The sequence below is a fragment of the Bacteroides sp. Marseille-P8574 genome, from assembly GCF_902825465.1.
In the GTDB taxonomy this organism is placed as follows: Bacteria; Bacteroidota; Bacteroidia; order Bacteroidales; family Bacteroidaceae; genus Bacteroides; species Bacteroides uniformis.
On record NZ_CADEBE010000001.1, the window covers coordinates 357,375 to 374,931 of the forward strand.

General features: G+C 43.2%; 16 protein-coding genes. 8 read left to right on the plus strand and 8 right to left on the minus strand.

Annotation, left to right across the window (positions count from 1 at the left end):
• Positions 1 to 32 precede the first annotated feature (32 nt).
• From HUX74_RS01560 to HUX74_RS01585, 6 genes are all read left to right on the plus strand, one after another.
• Complete coding sequence (locus HUX74_RS01560) at positions 33 to 1,433, plus strand: TolC family protein (protein ID WP_117966544.1); 1,401 nt, start codon at positions 33 to 35, stop codon at positions 1,431 to 1,433.
• 12 nt (positions 1,434 to 1,445) lie between these two features.
• Positions 1,446 to 2,675 carry an efflux RND transporter periplasmic adaptor subunit gene (locus tag HUX74_RS01565; RefSeq protein WP_117966547.1) on the plus strand — a complete coding sequence of 410 codons (1,230 nt, stop codon included), beginning with the start codon at positions 1,446 to 1,448 and terminating at the stop codon, positions 2,673 to 2,675.
• Positions 2,676 to 2,691: 16 nt separating this feature from the next.
• Positions 2,692 to 3,438 (plus strand): ABC transporter ATP-binding protein, encoded by a 747-nt coding sequence (locus HUX74_RS01570; RefSeq protein ID WP_005828066.1) that lies wholly within the window; start codon positions 2,692 to 2,694, stop codon positions 3,436 to 3,438.
• Positions 3,439 to 3,491: 53 nt separating this feature from the next.
• A complete protein-coding gene (locus tag HUX74_RS01575; RefSeq protein WP_117966550.1) occupies positions 3,492 to 4,712 on the plus strand; it encodes an ABC transporter permease in 1,221 nt (406 codons plus the stop codon).
• Positions 4,713 to 4,980: 268 nt separating this feature from the next.
• Positions 4,981 to 6,048: a sensor histidine kinase gene (locus tag HUX74_RS01580; RefSeq protein WP_138345535.1), complete on the plus strand. Its 1,068-nt coding sequence runs from the start codon at positions 4,981 to 4,983 to the stop codon at positions 6,046 to 6,048.
• Complete coding sequence (locus tag HUX74_RS01585; protein WP_117600602.1) at positions 6,045 to 6,746, plus strand: LytTR family DNA-binding domain-containing protein; 702 nt, start codon at positions 6,045 to 6,047, stop codon at positions 6,744 to 6,746. The genes HUX74_RS01580 and HUX74_RS01585 overlap by 4 nt, the downstream gene beginning before the upstream one ends.
• 732 nt (positions 6,747 to 7,478) lie before the next feature.
• Here HUX74_RS01585 and HUX74_RS01590 read toward each other — a convergent pair.
• The 6 genes from HUX74_RS01590 to HUX74_RS01615 form a co-directional block, all read right to left on the minus strand.
• On the minus strand, positions 7,479 to 7,721 hold the full coding sequence (locus HUX74_RS01590) for a hypothetical protein (RefSeq protein ID WP_117600657.1): 243 nt from the start codon (positions 7,719 to 7,721) through the stop codon (positions 7,479 to 7,481).
• Between the two features lie 19 nt (positions 7,722 to 7,740).
• Positions 7,741 to 7,923 (minus strand): hypothetical protein, encoded by a 183-nt coding sequence (locus HUX74_RS01595; RefSeq protein WP_117600658.1) that lies wholly within the window; start codon positions 7,921 to 7,923, stop codon positions 7,741 to 7,743.
• 1,181 nt (positions 7,924 to 9,104) lie between these two features.
• Entirely contained in the window at positions 9,105 to 9,386 is a 282-nt protein-coding gene (locus tag HUX74_RS01600) for a hypothetical protein (protein ID WP_117966556.1), read from the minus strand.
• 635 nt (positions 9,387 to 10,021) lie between these two features.
• Positions 10,022 to 10,348: a hypothetical protein gene (locus HUX74_RS01605; RefSeq protein ID WP_117600670.1), complete on the minus strand. Its 327-nt coding sequence runs from the start codon at positions 10,346 to 10,348 to the stop codon at positions 10,022 to 10,024.
• A gap of 665 nt (positions 10,349 to 11,013) precedes the next feature.
• Positions 11,014 to 11,151 carry a hypothetical protein gene (locus tag HUX74_RS01610; protein ID WP_158562861.1) on the minus strand — a complete coding sequence of 46 codons (138 nt, stop codon included), beginning with the start codon at positions 11,149 to 11,151 and terminating at the stop codon, positions 11,014 to 11,016.
• A gap of 23 nt (positions 11,152 to 11,174) precedes the next feature.
• Positions 11,175 to 14,132: an AsmA-like C-terminal region-containing protein gene (locus tag HUX74_RS01615; RefSeq protein WP_174646082.1), complete on the minus strand. Its 2,958-nt coding sequence runs from the start codon at positions 14,130 to 14,132 to the stop codon at positions 11,175 to 11,177.
• A 1,053-nt stretch (positions 14,133 to 15,185) separates the two neighbouring features.
• On the opposite strand from HUX74_RS01615, the gene HUX74_RS01620 reads away from it, so the two are divergent.
• Together HUX74_RS01620 and HUX74_RS01625 are read left to right on the plus strand one after the other, a co-directional pair.
• On the plus strand, positions 15,186 to 15,437 hold the full coding sequence (locus HUX74_RS01620; protein WP_174646083.1) for a YtxH domain-containing protein: 252 nt from the start codon (positions 15,186 to 15,188) through the stop codon (positions 15,435 to 15,437).
• On the plus strand, positions 15,434 to 15,973 hold the full coding sequence (locus HUX74_RS01625; RefSeq protein WP_174646084.1) for a hypothetical protein: 540 nt from the start codon (positions 15,434 to 15,436) through the stop codon (positions 15,971 to 15,973). Before HUX74_RS01620 ends, HUX74_RS01625 begins: the two co-directional genes overlap by 4 nt.
• A 107-nt stretch (positions 15,974 to 16,080) precedes the next feature.
• On the opposite strand, the gene HUX74_RS01630 is transcribed toward HUX74_RS01625, so the two are convergent.
• Both HUX74_RS01630 and HUX74_RS01635 read right to left on the minus strand, forming a co-directional pair.
• Positions 16,081 to 16,596, minus strand: a complete 516-nt coding sequence (locus HUX74_RS01630; RefSeq protein WP_174646085.1) for a porin family protein — start codon at positions 16,594 to 16,596, stop codon at positions 16,081 to 16,083.
• A gap of 110 nt (positions 16,597 to 16,706) precedes the next feature.
• A complete protein-coding gene (locus HUX74_RS01635; protein ID WP_117601499.1) occupies positions 16,707 to 17,345 on the minus strand; it encodes a porin family protein in 639 nt (212 codons plus the stop codon).
• Between the last annotated feature and the right edge of the window lie 212 nt (positions 17,346 to 17,557).

A 17,557-nucleotide genomic window follows, 5' to 3' on the forward strand; every position in this document is an offset into this window, starting at 1 on the left:
TTGCCAATGTAAAACCATAGAATAACGAAGATATGACGAACGTAAAGAGATTGACAGTGATAGCGCTATGTGTGGCAAGCTGCATGGGAGTGGCCGCCCAAAACGACACTTCCGCGCAAACGCCCGGCAGCTCCGGGCAGCTTGCCGACGGCCTGCCCGCCCAATGGGATTTGCAGACCTGCATCGACTATGCTTTGCAACAAAACATCACCATCCGCAAGAACCGCCTCAGCGCGGAAAGTGCCCAGGTAGATGTAAAGACCGCCCGAGCCGCCCTCTTCCCCAATCTTTCAGCCAGTGTGAGCCAGCGTGTCGTAAATCGCCCGAAGAGCAAGACAAACACCATCATTGACGGCGACAACATCACCAGCAGCCAGAGCAAGACTTCCTACAACGGCAGCTACGGCATCGATGCCAATTGGACCCTCTACAACGGCGGAAAGCGCCTCAACACCATCAAACAGCAGCAACTGAACAACCGCGTTGCCGAGCTCAACGTGGCCCAAAGCGAAAACAGCATTGAGGAAAGCATCGCACAGACCTACGTACAGATACTCTATGCCTCCGAAGCCGTGAAAGTGAATGAATCGACTCTGGAAGTGAGCCAGGCCGAATGCGAACGTGCCCGCCAACTTCTTGAAGCAGGAAGCATCGCCAAAAGCGACCTGGCACAACTGGAAGCGCAGGTAAGCACCGACAAGTACCAACTGGTGACAGCGCAAGCCACCCTACAAGATTACAAACTGCAACTGAAACAACTCCTGGAACTGGACGGCGAATCCGAGATGAACCTCTACATCCCCGCCCTCGGCACGGAAAATGTACTGGCACCCCTGCCCACCAAAACGGACGTTTACCGATCCGCTCTCGTGCTCCGTCCGGAAATAGAAGCCGGCAAGCTGAACATACAGACATCCGACCTCGACATCAAAATTGCCCGTGCTGGCTATCTGCCCACACTGAGCCTCAGTGCTGGTATCGGAACCAGCCATGCCAACGGTAATGACTTCACCTTCAGCGAGCAAGTCAAACAGAACTGGAACAACTCGCTGGGCTTCACCGTAAGCGTGCCCATCTTCAGCAACCGGCAGACCAAGAGTGCCGTAGAGAAAGCCAAGATTCAGAAACAGACCAGCGAACTGGACCTGCTGGACGACCAAAAAACGCTGTACAAGACCATTGAAACCCTCTGGCTCGATGCCAACAGCGCCCAGCAGCGCTACGCCGCTGCCACGGAGAAGCTGAAAAGCACACAAACCAGCTATGAACTGATTCAGGAGCAGTTCAACCTGGGCATGAAGAATACCGTAGAACTGCTGACGGAAAAAAGCAATCTGCTCAGCGCACAGCAGGAGACACTGCAAGCCAAATACATGGCGATACTGAACATGCAACTGCTGAAATTCTATCAAGGAGAAAAAATCGAATTATAATACCTTATATATATGAACAAAAAAAGAATCATCCTCATTGCCATAGCTGCCGTTGTCATAGTGGGCGGCGGCGTATGGCTCTTCGGTGGTGCCAAGGCCAAGCACAAGGTGACCTACGCCACAGCAACCATCCATAAAGGCGAGATTTCCGAATCCGTAACCGCCACGGGAACCATCGAACCGGTGACGGAAGTGGAAGTGGGTACCCAGGTGAGCGGTATCATTGACAAGATTCATGTAGACTACAATTCTGTAGTAACCAAAGGCCAGCTCATTGCCGAGATGGACCGCGTGACACTGCAAAGCGAACTCGCTTCGCAACGCGCCGCCTACAACGGTGCAAAGGCCGAATACGAGTACCAGAAGAAACTCTACGAACGCAACAAGACGCTGAACGAAAAGCAGCTCATCGCCGCCACGGACTATGAGCAGTCCGTCTATAATTATGAGAAGGCCAAGAGCAACTACGAAAGCAGCCAGGCATCTTTGGCAAAGGCGGAACGCAACCTCTCCTACGCCACTATCACCTCTCCCATCGACGGCGTGGTCATCAGCCGCGACGTGGAAGCAGGACAGACCGTAGCTTCCGGCTTCGAGACGCCGACACTGTTCACCATCGCTGCCGACCTGACGCAGATGCAGGTTGTGGCCGACGTGGATGAAGCCGACATAGGCGGTGTGGAAGAGGGACAGCGCGCCACGTTTACCGTAGACGCCTACCCGAATGACGTGTTCGAAGGAGTGGTCACACAAATCCGTCTAGGAGATGCCAGCTCAAGCAGCACGTCGAGCGCCAGCACCAGCACGGTTGTGACCTACGAAGTAGTCATCTCCGCCCACAACCCGGACCTGAAACTGAAACCACGCCTGACAGCTAACGTCACCATCTTCACCCTCGACCGCAAAGACGTACTGTGCGCTCCTGCCCGTGCCCTGCGCTTCAACCCCGAAAAACCGCTTATCGGAGACAACGATATTGTGAAGGATTGCGAAGGGGAGCATAAACTCTGGACCCGCGAAGGCAACACCTTTACCGCCCATCCGGTGAAAATCGGTATCTCCAACGGAGTCAACACGGAAATCATCAGCGGCATTAACGAAGGTACCGTAGTGGTGACCGAAGCCACCATCGGCAGCATGCCCGGCAGCGGCGCTCCGGACATGAGTCAGGAAGCTCCCGGCGGCGAGAAGAGTCCGTTCATGCCTGGCCCTCCGGGAAGTAAGAAGAAGAACGGAAAATAATACAAAGAAAAGAATTATGAATAAAGCAGTCATTGAACTTCAAAATATCAAACGCAACTTCCAGGTGGGGGACGAAACTGTACATGCCCTACGCGGCGTCTCGTTCACCATCCGTGAAGGTGAGTTTGTCACCATCATGGGTACATCGGGCTCCGGGAAGTCGACCTTGCTGAATACGCTCGGCTGCCTGGACACGCCCACCAGCGGAGAGTACCTGCTGGACGGCATCTCCGTACGCACCATGAGCAAGCCTCAACGTGCCGTATTGCGCAACCGTAAAATCGGGTTCGTATTCCAGAGCTACAACCTGTTGCCTAAAACCACTGCCGTGGAGAATGTAGAGCTACCGCTGATGTACAACTCCTCCGTCTCGGCTTCCGAAAGGCGGAGACGTGCCATCGAAGCCCTGCAAGCCGTGGGGCTGGGAGACCGGCTGGAACATAAATCCAATCAAATGTCCGGCGGTCAGATGCAACGCGTAGCCATCGCCCGCGCCTTGGTGAACAATCCCGCCGTTATCCTGGCAGACGAAGCCACGGGTAACCTGGACACCCGCACCTCTTTCGAGATTCTGGTACTGTTCCAAAAGCTGCATGCCGAAGGACGCACCATCATCTTCGTCACCCACAACCCCGAAATAGCCCAGTACAGCAGCCGCAACATCGTGCTGCGCGACGGACAAATCAAGGACGATACCATCAACACCCAAATCCAGAATGCAGCCGAAGCCCTGGCAGCATTGCCTAAACAAGAGGAGGAATGAGGGATAAGGGATTAAGGATTAGGGATTAATTTTAAACTTTCCATTAAAACGATATGAACGGAACAAACCTTTTCAAAATAGCCTTGCGAGCCTTGAACAACAACAAGCTGCGCGCATTCCTCACCATGCTGGGCATCATCATCGGTGTGGCGTCCGTCATCACGATGCTTGCCATCGGACAAGGTTCGAAGAAAAGCATCCAAGCGCAAATCTCCGAGATGGGCTCCAACATGATTATGATTCACCCCGGTGCCGACATGCGCGGCGGTGTCCGCCAAGACCCCAGCGCCATGCAGACACTGAAGCTGACCGACTATGAAGCTTTGCGTAATGAAACCAACTTCCTGGCTGCCGTCAGCCCCAATGTCTCCTCCAGCGGACAGCTCATCGCAGGCAACAACAACTACCCCTCCTCCGTGAGCGGCGTGGGCACGGACTATCTCGAAATCCGGCAGCTCAGCGTGGAGAACGGCGAGATGTTTACCGAAACCGACATACAGACCTCCGCCAAGGTGTGTGTCATCGGAAAGACCATCCAAGACAACCTTTTCCCCGGTGGAGAAGACCCCGTAGGACGTATCATACGTTTCAACCAAATTCCTTTCCGCGTGGTGGGCGTACTGAAATCTAAAGGCTACAACTCCATGGGCATGGACCAGGATGACGTCGTACTTGCCCCTTACAGCACCGTGATGAAACGCCTGCTGGCACAGACCTACCTTAGCGGCATCTTCGCCTCCGCCCTCACCGAGGACATGACGGACAATGCCACCGACGAAATCACCGAGATACTGCGCCGCAACCACAAGCTGAAGGAGAGTGACGATGACGACTTCACTATCCGCAGCCAGCAGGAGCTCAGCACCATGCTGAACTCCACTACCGACCTGATGACCACGCTGCTTGCCTGCATCGCCGGCATATCGCTCGTAGTGGGCGGCATCGGCATTATGAACATCATGTACGTATCGGTGACGGAGCGTACACGCGAAATCGGTCTGCGCATGAGTGTAGGCGCACGCGGTGTCGACATCTTGAGCCAGTTCCTTATCGAAGCCATCCTTATCAGCATCACCGGAGGCATCATCGGCGTCATCATAGGATGCGGAGCCAGCTGGATAGTGAAGAGCGTTGCCCACTGGCCCATCTTCATCCAGCCGTGGAGCGTATTCCTCTCCTTCGCCGTATGTACCGTCACCGGAGTGTTCTTCGGTTGGTATCCCGCCAAGAAAGCTGCCGACCTCGACCCGATAGAGGCCATACGCTACGAATAACCTATCTCTCTCTTGCCAGAAGTTATCAAAACACGTCCTAAGTATTAAAGAAAAACTTTCTAAGTATTAAGAAAAAACTTTCTGCCAATAAAGAGAAAAGTTATGCCGAATTAAGGATAATGTCTATCCCAAGCTTTGGGATAGACATCCGCAAGCTTGGGATACATATCCGCAACCTGGAAACGCTTATCCGCAACCTGCGAACAGAGATTTGCTTCGCAGGCGGTGGATATTTCCAATATCCATCTAAAATCCGTATCTTTGTATTATGATGAAACAACAGCTCCCTAACCCACGCCACCGCGGCATCGAAATCCTGATACACATCATCGTCTGGGGTATCGTCATCGGTTTCCCCTTTCTGATGATGACACGCAGTGGCTTCAACATCAGCCTTGCGGACTATCTGCGCCACGGTAGCAGCAGTACCCTCTCGTTCTTCCTTGTATTCTACATCAACTACTGTCTCCTCATTCCCCGCTACTTGTTCGAAGGACGCATCCGGCAGTACCTCCTGCTGAACACACTGCTCATCATCTGCATTACCACCGGCGCCCACCTTTGGCAAGAATACACATTCCAGAACCATCTGCGCGGCGATGATGACGGTCAGCACATGGGTCCTCCCAAATGGATATTCATCTTGCGCGATGTATCGACCATGATTCTCACCGCCGGCCTCAGCGCTGCCATCAAGCTGAGCCGCCGCTGGGCGCAGATGGACGCCGCCCGCCGCGAAGCCGAGAAAAGCCGCACGGAAGCCGAGTTGAAGAACCTGCGCAACCAGCTCAACCCGCATTTTCTGCTCAATACGCTGAACAACATCTACGCCCTCATCGCCTTTGACACTGACAAGGCACAGACTGCCGTGCAGGAACTGAGCCGGTTGCTACGCCATGTGCTGTATGACAATCAGCAGAACTTCGTTACCCTAGACAAGGAGATGGACTTCATCCGCAACTACATCGAACTGATGCGCATCCGCCTCTCCGCCAACGTCCGTGTGGAAACGAAGATAGACGTCCGACCGGACAGCCGTACCGAAATAGCTCCGCTCATCTTTATTTCCCTCATAGAGAATGCCTTCAAACATGGCATCTCTCCCACCGAGCCCAGCTTTATCCGCATCCATTTCAGTGAAAGCCCCGGAGAGATATACTGTGAAATAACCAACAGTTACCATCCCAAAAGCATGGCGGACAAAAGCGGAAGCGGCATCGGTCTGGAGCAAGTGCGCAAACGCCTGGAGCTGACCTATCCCGGTCATTATGACTGGAAGCAAGGAGTGAGCGAAAACATGAAAGAGTATAAATCTGTTTTAATCATAAAGATATGAATCTGAAGTGTGCCATTGTAGACGACGAGCCCCTTGCTTTGGGGCTTCTGGAAAGCTACGTCAACAAAACCCCGTTTCTGGAGTTGGCCGGTAAATACTCCAGTGCCGTGCAAGCCATCAAGGAGTTGCCCGAAAAGCACATCGACCTGCTTTTCCTCGACATCCAGATGCCCGAACTGAACGGACTCGAATTTTCAAAGATGGTCGATTTCAATACCCGCATAGTCTTCACCACCGCCTTCGACCAATACGCCATAGACGGTTACAAAGTCAATGCGCTGGACTACTTGCTGAAACCCATCTCCTACATCGACTTTCTGCAGGCTGCCAACAAGGCTGTACAATGGTTCGAACTGCTGCAACAGCCAAAGGAAGAAATTCAGAGTATTTTCGTAAAGAGCGAGTATAAGCTGGTACAAATCGAACTAAGTAAAATTCTGTACATAGAGGGGCTGAAAGACTATCTTAAAATCTACGAGGAAGATTCCCCCAAGCCCATCTTGTCTTTAATGAGCATGAAGGCTATGGAGGAACTCCTGCCCACCTCGCGTTTCATGCGCGTTCACCGTTCCTACATTGTCCAAAAGGATAAAATACGTATTATAGACCGTGGTCGCATCGTATTCGGAAAGAATTACATCCCGATAAGCGACAGCTACAAACAAGCTTTTCAAGAATTTTTAGACCAAAGAAGCTAAAAAAATCGACCAATCCGTCGATAAAATCGGAAAAGCCGTCGATTTATTATAGAATCCTTTTGCAGATTAAAATATGTTTTTTTATCTTTGCACTGAACAGATAGGAGTTGTGAAACTCCCCCAATAGAATAGTTTAGTTAAGTCTAGTTTAGTTTTTGTGTGAAGCACTTCCTCCGTAAGCGAACGTTGGAAGTGCTTTTTTAGGTGCAACAAGTACTTACGAAAAACAAGCAAATTAAAAATAGTTTCACTTTTGGGACTAAATAATTGCCGAAAAATTGCAAAAACAAAAATAAATCAGAAAAGCTATATAGACCTGCATCAAAAACATTTGTAAAGTATGAGGGCGATTTGCAGAAGTGGAATTAGACCATTCGAGCGTACCTGGGATTTTTATATCAATTACCCAATATCAGCTCCCAGTTATCCATAATGGCCATCTCTCAATGTAGCACATCAGGCTGATAAATTGTATAATTTATTCAAAAGCAATAAAATCTATGCACAGTTCTACCTTCCTTAAATATTATTTGTAGACTTTTATATATTTTGTCCTGTTTTATAAAAAAACATGTCATACTTTTGCATATATAAATGTTCTCCTGAACATTTTACATTTTTATTCTTTTGTGTCTGTGAAGACACAAAAAATGTTTGTTTTGTTTGTATCATCCTCTCTTTTAGCGAAAAGAGAGGATGACTTTTATTATACTTAAGATATGAAAAGAGCGACTATTTAGCCGCTCCTTCTATTATTTCCTTCAACCGACACAATCTATCAATGGCCGGATTATAGAATGCATCCGGATAATGTTGCTTAATATCGCAGATATTCGCATTAACATACAGAGAGGTGTCAAAGATATGTTCCGCCTCACTTAGCATCACCTTTTTGGGTAATTGGGCTGTTTGTGCCCATTCAATTATTACCTTGACGGATTCCTCGTCGTATGCATATTTACTCTCTTCTGCCATAATTGCTTTATCTAATCATTTATAATTGAAAATACGTATCGTTCGCCATATCAACGGCATCCTCCAGACTACCGCCGTTCTCCTCCACAAATGCGACTATGGTATCCAAGAGCTCATCAAAGGAAGGCATGCTCTCATTCGTTGTCTTTTGAATATAGTCTTCCTTTGTAAAAGCTATATTCTCTATCAATTCAGTTTTCATTGAAATAAGCAGATATAATTACACAAAGGTAAGGAGATTCGGAATATAAAAAAATATCAGTGTGATTTCCATAGTAAAAAAACAGAGGACTTGACTATAAATTCAGAACACTCATCCTTTAAAAAGATAAAAGCAGGCATTATATTTGTACACATGAAGCCGTGAGGCTTATGATTCTTGTTTAGCTGTATAAAGCCTTCCCTCCTCAATCTAAAGAAGAGAAGGCTTTCATTATGAAACAAAAAGCCTCGACATAAGCCGAGGCACACTATACAATAAAAAAATACCGCATTTGTCATAAACTTGTTAAATGCCCAATTCCAAATGGATATAGCTTCATAGCGACAACCAGTTATTCCCCTGCTTGGATAACTCAAATTATGAGTACAATGGGAGGAAACGGAGGTATAAGAACTTTCGTGCGTTTACTTGGAGCGAATGGGAGTCAGTAGCTCTTACTTAAAACTGTGGAGTTATTCTACAATACTGTGGAATGCGCCACGATATTCCACAAGGAAGTAAAAAAGAGTTTGCTTTATATTGCTGAAAATGAATGCAACATTGTTACATTGCCATTTTGGCATCAATTTTGTACTATGGTTTATGTCCTAAAATTTATCAGTAACTTATAGTTGTTATGGTTAGACAATAGGTATTAGTTTCATTAAGGTTTAAAGTTATTTTGTTCATATTGATTTTCATTCGGAAACTCTCTTTGTTTAGTATTGCATCCCGGTCTGTGAAGTATCGGGATGTTTTTACCTTGGAGGATTGCGGTTTTCGACTAAATACTATAACTTTGTATAGTTAGCCGATATAATACTATTTTATTCTTTGGAATAATGAAAGTATTCTCAGCCTGTGAGGGTCGGATGCTTTTGGTGGGTAATGCCGCCAATTATTCCAGTTAAGTGTTTAGGTTTTATGTTGTCTGCCCCATGAACGGACAGCATTGACAAAAAGTATTTTACCCGTTCTATCCGTGACGGCTTGGACGGGTTACAAGAGAATTCAAACAAGCCATTGACTTTCTATTTCTCAGCATGTCTTGTATGAGATTTGTTTCTTTGAAACAAAAGCGGTGAAAGTAAAACCGCACTCTCTATCCCACTGTAAACCAAAGAAATTATAAACAAATACATGCAGAAAGCTACGGGGATTTTTCAATGAAAAGAAGCAATTCATCCAACTGTCTTTTCCACAATTTCCATCACTACATGGCTTGACTCCAACCAGAACCAATACCACAACCAAAGCATAACTCCACCCAACCAAACAAAAGCCACATCAATATAATACAAATTTAATATCCTGCTAACCAATACACATAAGAGTTCTCCGCAAAGCACATAGGCAGCAACCATAGTAACAAACTGGTCATTGGCAACAGTTATCAAAACCAGAATGCCTATAACGGGAAGAAGGGAAATACAATCAATTAGAAGTCGTTGTTTGTCATTCATAACATAATAGAGATTAGAATACAAATATAAACATTATTTATATAAGACACCCCTCTATAACAGAAATATCTGACAAATAAGAAACAAACTATTATTACAATTATAAACCCAAAGAGTGACTATTCAGTCGCCTTTTCCATAAACAGTCAACAAATATCCACTAATCATCAGTAAAACATATATCTACTATCGCACGTTTAACAACGCTCTCTTATCTCCGACAAAACCTCAGCCACACAAAAGCTGAGGTCCAGCATGTGTCCTTTCAATATATACAATCAATTAAAGCACACAATAATGGCTGAAAGTAACCAAGATAAGCATCCAACTTTCCCTCAAACATCTTCTCTAACATATCTGACTTGCAAATATTTATGACAATAGCCTGCCTTCCTACTCAGTCTTAAACTGGCTTAAAACTCTTTACTCAATAGTTCTGCAGAAACAGCTTTGTGTTCTTTAACCCAGTATCCATCGTTTTTTCAATTATAAAGGTAAATGATAACTCGGATATCTTATATCCGAGTTATCATTTACACAATCTTATGAATGGTACCGATTTTTCATATCAATTACTTATTGACATTCATTTCCATCAATTATGTAATTTTCCCCAATAGGGAAAAAGAAAATTGTCATTCAACAGATTCACCTTTTTCGTTCAGAAGAACCGTTACCTCTTCAGCGGACTGGTCATCTTTAGTAAGAACCAATACGACTTTATAAACCTTGCCGATTTCTTTCTCTGCAACAAACACTTCTTTTATTGTAGCCCTCTCATAGTCCTTTGCCAATGTGTTTACTACAGCCTGGGGAAGATCTTTCACTTCGATTTTTGTAAATTCATCTTGGGGATCTTGCAAAGCCTGAATTACAGACTGTACTTCTGATGTAACGTGAGCGAATGCTACTGAACTACCTAATCCCACAACCACTGCTAATGCTACTAATACTTTTTTCATAATCGTAATTTTTAAATGGATATTAATTTTATGCCTTTCATTACAGTAATTATAGAACAAAACAAATGCCAAAACAGAAATGAGAATATAATAACCTATTAAATAGGGTTTTAATAAAGAAGCAAGGAATTATCATGTGTAGAAATGTGTAGAACAGAATACCACATAAGGGGAATAATACCACAGTAGAATAGCTTTAATTTCCTGAAATGAGAGATGACATTAAAAGTTACATAAACCTTGGATAACAATAAAGTCCGTACTTGGGAAAGTCTGGACTAAGGAAAAGGAACTTTCTTATGCCTTATTCCCTCCATAAGACTGAACAAAATTACAAAAAAGAGACAATAAGATACATAAAACGGACATTAAAACAATTTTTCTATGCCTATATTTGAGAAAAAGAAAAAAGAGAGCTACTTTAGCCTAAAATTTCATATCAAAGCACCTTTATCTGTAGCAGTTTCAAAAAAACGCATTTTTTTAAGCTTTGTATGTTTCGTTTAAGGCCACCTTCCTTTTGAGCGCAAGAGGAAGGTGTTTTTTTCAATCCCTTTCCACGTATCATTACCCATCTTGCGATTCTTTGTCACTACGCTTCTTCTTCTCTCACTGTTTCAGCTCCAACTCCATTTTTAAATCCGGATTAGTTTTTTCAACATCAATTATTCATCCTGCGCCTTACGAAGCCGTTCAAGCTGTTTCACAAATCGCCATTTCTTCTCTGAAACCCACTTCTGAATGAACATGTTGCACTCCCGCCTTGAACTCCTCGCCATCCACATCAATGATATTACCGCCATATCCACTTGATAATTTGTCTATGTTATCTTTTCATTATTTTCTTGAAATCAATTTCAATTTGTCGTCCCATGTTTACTATAGCACTATCCACCTTATGTATTTCTGCCGGTGTAACAGCGTCCTTGTATCTGGCTTTGCCCAACTTGAATTTCATGTCGTCCAAAGTCCCCGATATGTTCAAACCTAATTTGAACGGTACCGGTGATTTCAAGATGGAAATATGATAGTCAAAGTTCATATCCAATCCTTGCGTACCCCCTACCGCCGCTTTGTAACGGTCCATCGAAACTTCAAAAGGATAGATTGTCACTTTACCGTCTCTGATACTAATATTTGCTGAAATACTATCGATTAAATTCTTCTTTTTGTTCTTGAAAAAGAATTTCTTTGAGATTTCAGCGAAAGTCTCACCGTCCATCAGTACAAGACTGTCCCCTTTTACATGAATGGCCGAGCGCAAGGTCGGTATCTTGATGTTAAGGTTGGAATCTAATGCCGCAGCTGCCGCCATATTGAAATCCACAGTTCCTTCGAATGAACGTAACATGGGCACGATTGTATCCAAAGAGGGTGCAAGGTCGACCAACTTTCCTATGTTAATGTTATGCAAGCGGAAATCAAAACCCGCAAATCCTTGTTCCGGACGTTTTGCCTGATAAACAAGCGTAGTGTTCATTTCCGAACCCATACCCTTCATGCTAAGCTCCTTCAGGTACACAGATTGGTTACGAATATCTACGGCCCCGTGGACATCATTGAAGATCACTTTTTCATAAAATACTTGTCGGAAATGGGTTTGCAATTCAAAGTCTAACTTCGGTGGTATGACAAACAATTTGAGATTCGTAGAAATTGTATCTGTTTCTGCCATAATTGTATCCGAGGGAAAGGATATTGAATGTATCAGCTGGTTGCAGTCTAAATGCTCTGACGAAACATTCAGCTTGGCACGTAAAACTTTGTGATGTTTCGCAGCTCCATACAAATCATGGATTACCCCACTTGCCGTAATGTCAGATCTACCTATACGCATGGTAGCGTTACGTAAGGTGACAGTACGGTTTCCCACTGTTACAGCGGTTTTTTGCATATGTATGGGAAGTGCACATTCCGGAATACAGACAGCCATATGATTAAACCCCACGATGCCATCGGGCATCCACAATGAATCACGTATTTTTTCTGCGGTGATTCCTATACCTGCTTTGTTCATTCCAGCTTTGACTCCTCCCATGCGACAAAACAAGGTGTCTGTCTCCATAACAAGTCCTATTTGGGGCTTGCTTGGATTATGTTCCCCCGGCTGTACTTTCAATGTAGCAGAGGATTTTCCGCAAAACAAACCAAGAGAATCCCCTAAAGCAACTTTTAGCTTGTGCATTTCCATTTTACATTCTACCTGAGCCATTCGGGTTGTGTCTTTGGAAGGAATGGTCCTGACGGTAGCCACAAGACTTTTCATATCAGAGTCTAATTGAGGAGAACGGAGAATCATATCCTTGATTTGGGCATGCCCCCCTAACCATTCATTGCCGGCAAAGGCCAAAGATGCGTTACTTATGAACTCAAAATTCCTCTGAGTATCACGTAGCATGAATTTATCAGTCTTGAGTTTTCCTTCAGCCGTGATACGTCCCCAATCCCGCTTCTTTATAGAGGACATACGGCAGCGTACTCCCAAATCGGTTTCCATTTCCCCTTCCATACTGATGCTTTCTTGTAATGGAAAAGCATGCTTCAGCGCATTCAGGTCTATGGTTGATTCAGCATGGAAAGTGATATCGGGATCAGCCAACAGATTCTCTACTTTCATATCAGCCTGTATGCTGGTATTTGCCCCTTTAAAATGGAATGCCTTCAGATTCAGATAGGAGGGGCTATCGTGCATCAGATCTATTTGAGCAAAAAAATCGGCTTCTAATTTGTCTATGCCATAAGGCAATCCGGCATACCGGGCAGAGGCATCCTTAATTTTGATGTCCAATGTGGCCAATGGTAATTTTTGTTTTCCATAGGTTCCTTTCAGCTCTCCTTTGAAAGCAACCTCTCCTTTGACAGATACCTCTTTCTTTTGCAGAATACTTTCTGGAATCATGTGCAATACGGTTTCCAACGAAGGAGCGTGCAACCCATATTGCAGGTCTAAATCAAGGGTTTGGGCTATTGCATCATGACGCAATGTTCCCTTTACCCCTAATTTAGTACCGTTTATATTGATTAGAGCGTCACGCAGAAGGAGAGTGCGATGAACGGCATCCAGTTCAATGTCAGTCCTCAGATGAATGCCGACACGATTAGTTATCAGTTGCCCATTTTGCCAGAAAAGGACATTCTTGTTCTTGAAATCCAAAGCCAATACAGAATGTTCCTTTTTCATGTTTGCCTTCAAGTCCAGATTCATGTCCCATAGATTGGCAAAGATATGTGTGTCTCGGTCATCCATGGTTACCGTAGCATGTTTTATGGCAACCTGTTCGACATTAAGTTCATTCACATGCCTGGCCGTATCTGTTGATGATGAAGCTATATTTGTCGTGTCGGGGAACAAAATGTCCCAATTTGCAGCTCCAGTCCCGTCCTTGTATGCATAGATATTGGCACTATCTAAGGCAAGCTGATGGATATTTACCTTTTGCTGTTGCAAATAATCCATTACATCAATTACCAATACGGCTTTCTTGAAAGACAATAATGTGTCAGTCCTTTGCCACATGGTGTCACGGATAACCTTTGAAACCAATGTTCCGTCTTTCAGTTTCAATCCGAGCCGTGGAAAGGTGGAAAAGAAAGTAAGTTCTACATCTTTTATATCCAATTTTGCATTCAAATTCTGATTGGCAGTTTTCAATACCACCGGAGTTAACTTTTCAGAAGTAAACACAAAATTCAGAGCAATTGCAATTACTATAAAGGCGGCTATAATCAGCCCTCCTGATATAATGCCGGATATTTTTAAAATTTTTCTAGTTTGTTTTTCCATATCTTGATAAAAAGACACTTGCAAATCTACATATAAAGCATCGATAAATCAGCAGCCGACAATGTCTAAAAGCAAATAAAAAGAGTTTATGATTTTTTTTTCGGAATTAATGAACAGTACTGCATACTTCTCAGAGTAGATAAACACAGATTGATTTTTTATATCTTGCCTCATTAGAAATATAAAGCCTTTAAATAAAGTGTATCCAATCCTCATAGACTAAGCCTGCTTTCATTATTCCCCCAAAGAATAATGAAAGCAGTATTGACTAACTATACAAGATTGCAGCATTCAGTCGAAAACTGTAATCCTCCAAAATGAAAAACATCCCGATGCTTCACAGACCGGGATGCAATACTAAACAAAGAGAGTTTCCGAATGAAAATCAATATGAACAAAATAGCTTTAAACCTTAATGCAACTAATACCTATTGTCTAACCATAACAACTATAAGTTACTGATAAATTTTAGGACATAAATCATAGTACAAAATTGATGCCAAAATATCAGCGCATCGACATTATTCTCATTTTCAACAACATAAAACAATTTTATTTTTTACTCCAGTGTGGAATTGTGCGGAATATTCCACAATATTGCAGAATCGCTCTACAGTTCCGCAATTGAGAAAGCAATACCTTAACGTATCTGGAGCTTAAATTTAACATTTGCACTATTAAATCGTTAACGAATATATTTACCAGCTAAACCTTGTTATAAGATGGCAATGAAAAGGTTGAAAATTTGCACAGTCCTTGCAATTCCGTACATTTGCAATGTGTTTTTCATAGTATTAGATATAAGGTTAAACTAAGATTGGCTGTCTGGGATAGATAGCCTTTTTTGTATATATTCACAAACAACATTTCAAAGTCAGGTTTATCTCTAATTCATCCGATGATTTGAAAAGACTTCCAGTATAGGATACATTAACAAACAAGATATTTTACCCCAACATTATGTTCAAAAGCTTTTCCCTAATTTGCTAAAAACAATATTTATTTCTACATTTGAATTTTAACCAATTATATAGTATCACTAAATATAAGGATATGAAAAAGTTATTATTTGTCATGTTGGCATGTACAGCTACACTTGTCTTTGCATCATGCAGAGAGAAAAAGGCTAAAGACAAAGTTAAAGAGCATCTGGAAAATGTAAAGGAATCCGTCGAAGAAAACCTTGAAAAGACACAGAAACAGATTGAAGAAAAGACAGATGATGTAAAGAAGGCTCTGAATGAAGCTGGAGATGAAATTGAAAAAGCAAAAGACAAGAACCCATTTAACTTAGAAACATTATGAAAAAAATTAATTTACTACTGCTTTTCCTCCTATTAGCCTGCACCTTGTCTGCCCAGGATGGTATTTCCATCTTTATTGGCAGAGCCAACCGCTACGCAGCCGTGGAGCTTTCTGATTATAAGAAACGGCTATGTCTGGAATACAACATTTCAAGCCGTTCCTTGGACGATTACTACAAACGCTGTGGAAAAGACTGGGGAAATGTGGGGATTGCACTTGAGGTAGCCAGAACTTCCGGAAAAAAGATGCATGATGTATGCGATTATTACAACCGATATCAACGTTACGGATGGAACCGTATTCTTGTGGAGATTGGCATAAATCCGGGAAGTGTATATTATACCCCTTTCTATGACAGAGTCCATCACCATAGTGACTGCTGGCATGAATACTATAATTCATACTGTGAGCGCCATGATAAATTTCACCATAAGAAACACAAATATAAAAAACCGAAGAGACACCACAAGAAGCACTATCGATATTACGATGATGATGACGATGATGATGACGATGATGATGATGATGACGATTGATTTGGCTTTGAAATCCAAGCATTGAAACACTAAAAAAGAGGGGATAAGCATTAAACTATGCCTATCCCCTCTTTTATATCAATGAGATTTCTGTTCCGATATTTTCTTCAAAATCTGTACGCAGCCCCGATGTTGATGATACCCTGATCAAAATCACTGACCAACTGGTACTTAAATTCAAGATTCATGGCCCAATTACGGCTCAATGCAAATTCGGCTCCAACTCCCAAGTTTACACCGAAACGACATTCATTATGATTCCCATCGCCATCCACATGAACATGATCCCCATCCCAGTCAACATCATACATATCAAACATCCAGTTGGACAAAGTCAACCCAAACAGTGGATAAAGCTTGACATTGCTAGCTACCGGACACAGATAATGAAAATTCACGTTCACATCCAGCATGCTTACATTGTCATTTTCAAAAAAATAATTAAGAGAGGGCTCGATACGTATAGGATTGGTTATATTATACTGATACTTGATTCCCAATCCGATACTTTCAATTTCTGTACCATAACCAAGACCGAAACCTATGGCTTGTTTCCCTTTCTGCGCATAAGCACCTACTGACAACAAAAAAAGAGTTCCTAATAAAATGAATAATTTTTTCATACTACACCGTTTTATTTTAAAACAGATAAAATAATTTATAGATTGTCTACAATAAAAAAGTTAAACTATTAATAAAAATATACTCAATCAAGGGATCGTAAGGGAACTATTTAAAATTTATACCCCAGAGTAATACCGATATTCGCATTGTGCGGAGCATCCCCATCCATAATCTTGCAGAAGCCAAGCTGTGTGTCAACCCCCACAAGAATTCGGCCAAACTCTACCCCAAGACCGATGTTCCAACCGGCATCGAACCTATTGTAATTCAAGCCGTCATCACTGAATGTATCGACTTTCTCATCTCCATTGATATTGATACCTCCAACAGATGCCTTGCCATCGAACTTGGCTTTACCACCTACCCCACAGGCAAGATACGGCCCTGTCGCAATGACCAGGTTAGTATTGTCTGCAATATTGAAACGGAATTGTACATTGATGGGCAATTCCAAATAAAGCTGGTTGATCTTCACATCTGCATCCGCATCTACGACGCTACCGCTATATCCACTTGAATATTTCGCACCTTTCTGTGAGAAGAATAGCGAGGGCTGTAAGGAAACAAGGTCGCTGAATTGGTATTCCATTCCCACTCCAATGCGTGCTCCTGGTTTAAATTTGGAATGGTCAGAGTTTTCACCGATGTAACTGCTGAGATTAAGACCGGCCTTTACATTGAAAGACAATTGCGCAAATCCCATCGTGCAGAACAGCGCAAATAGAACAGTCAAGAAACTTTTTTTCATCATAATTACAAATTAAAAAAATATTAGGTTGTTATTCTTGTCAAAACCTTCTACCGCTTTTTTGTCATAAACACCACTAACAGCTATAAAAGCTGAAACAGTTAAAATAATCTTTTTATATCATATCCTAATTAAGAAATACTTGCAAATCTATATATAAAGCTTCAATAAATTAGCAACCGATAATGTTTAAAAGCAAACAAAAGGAGTTT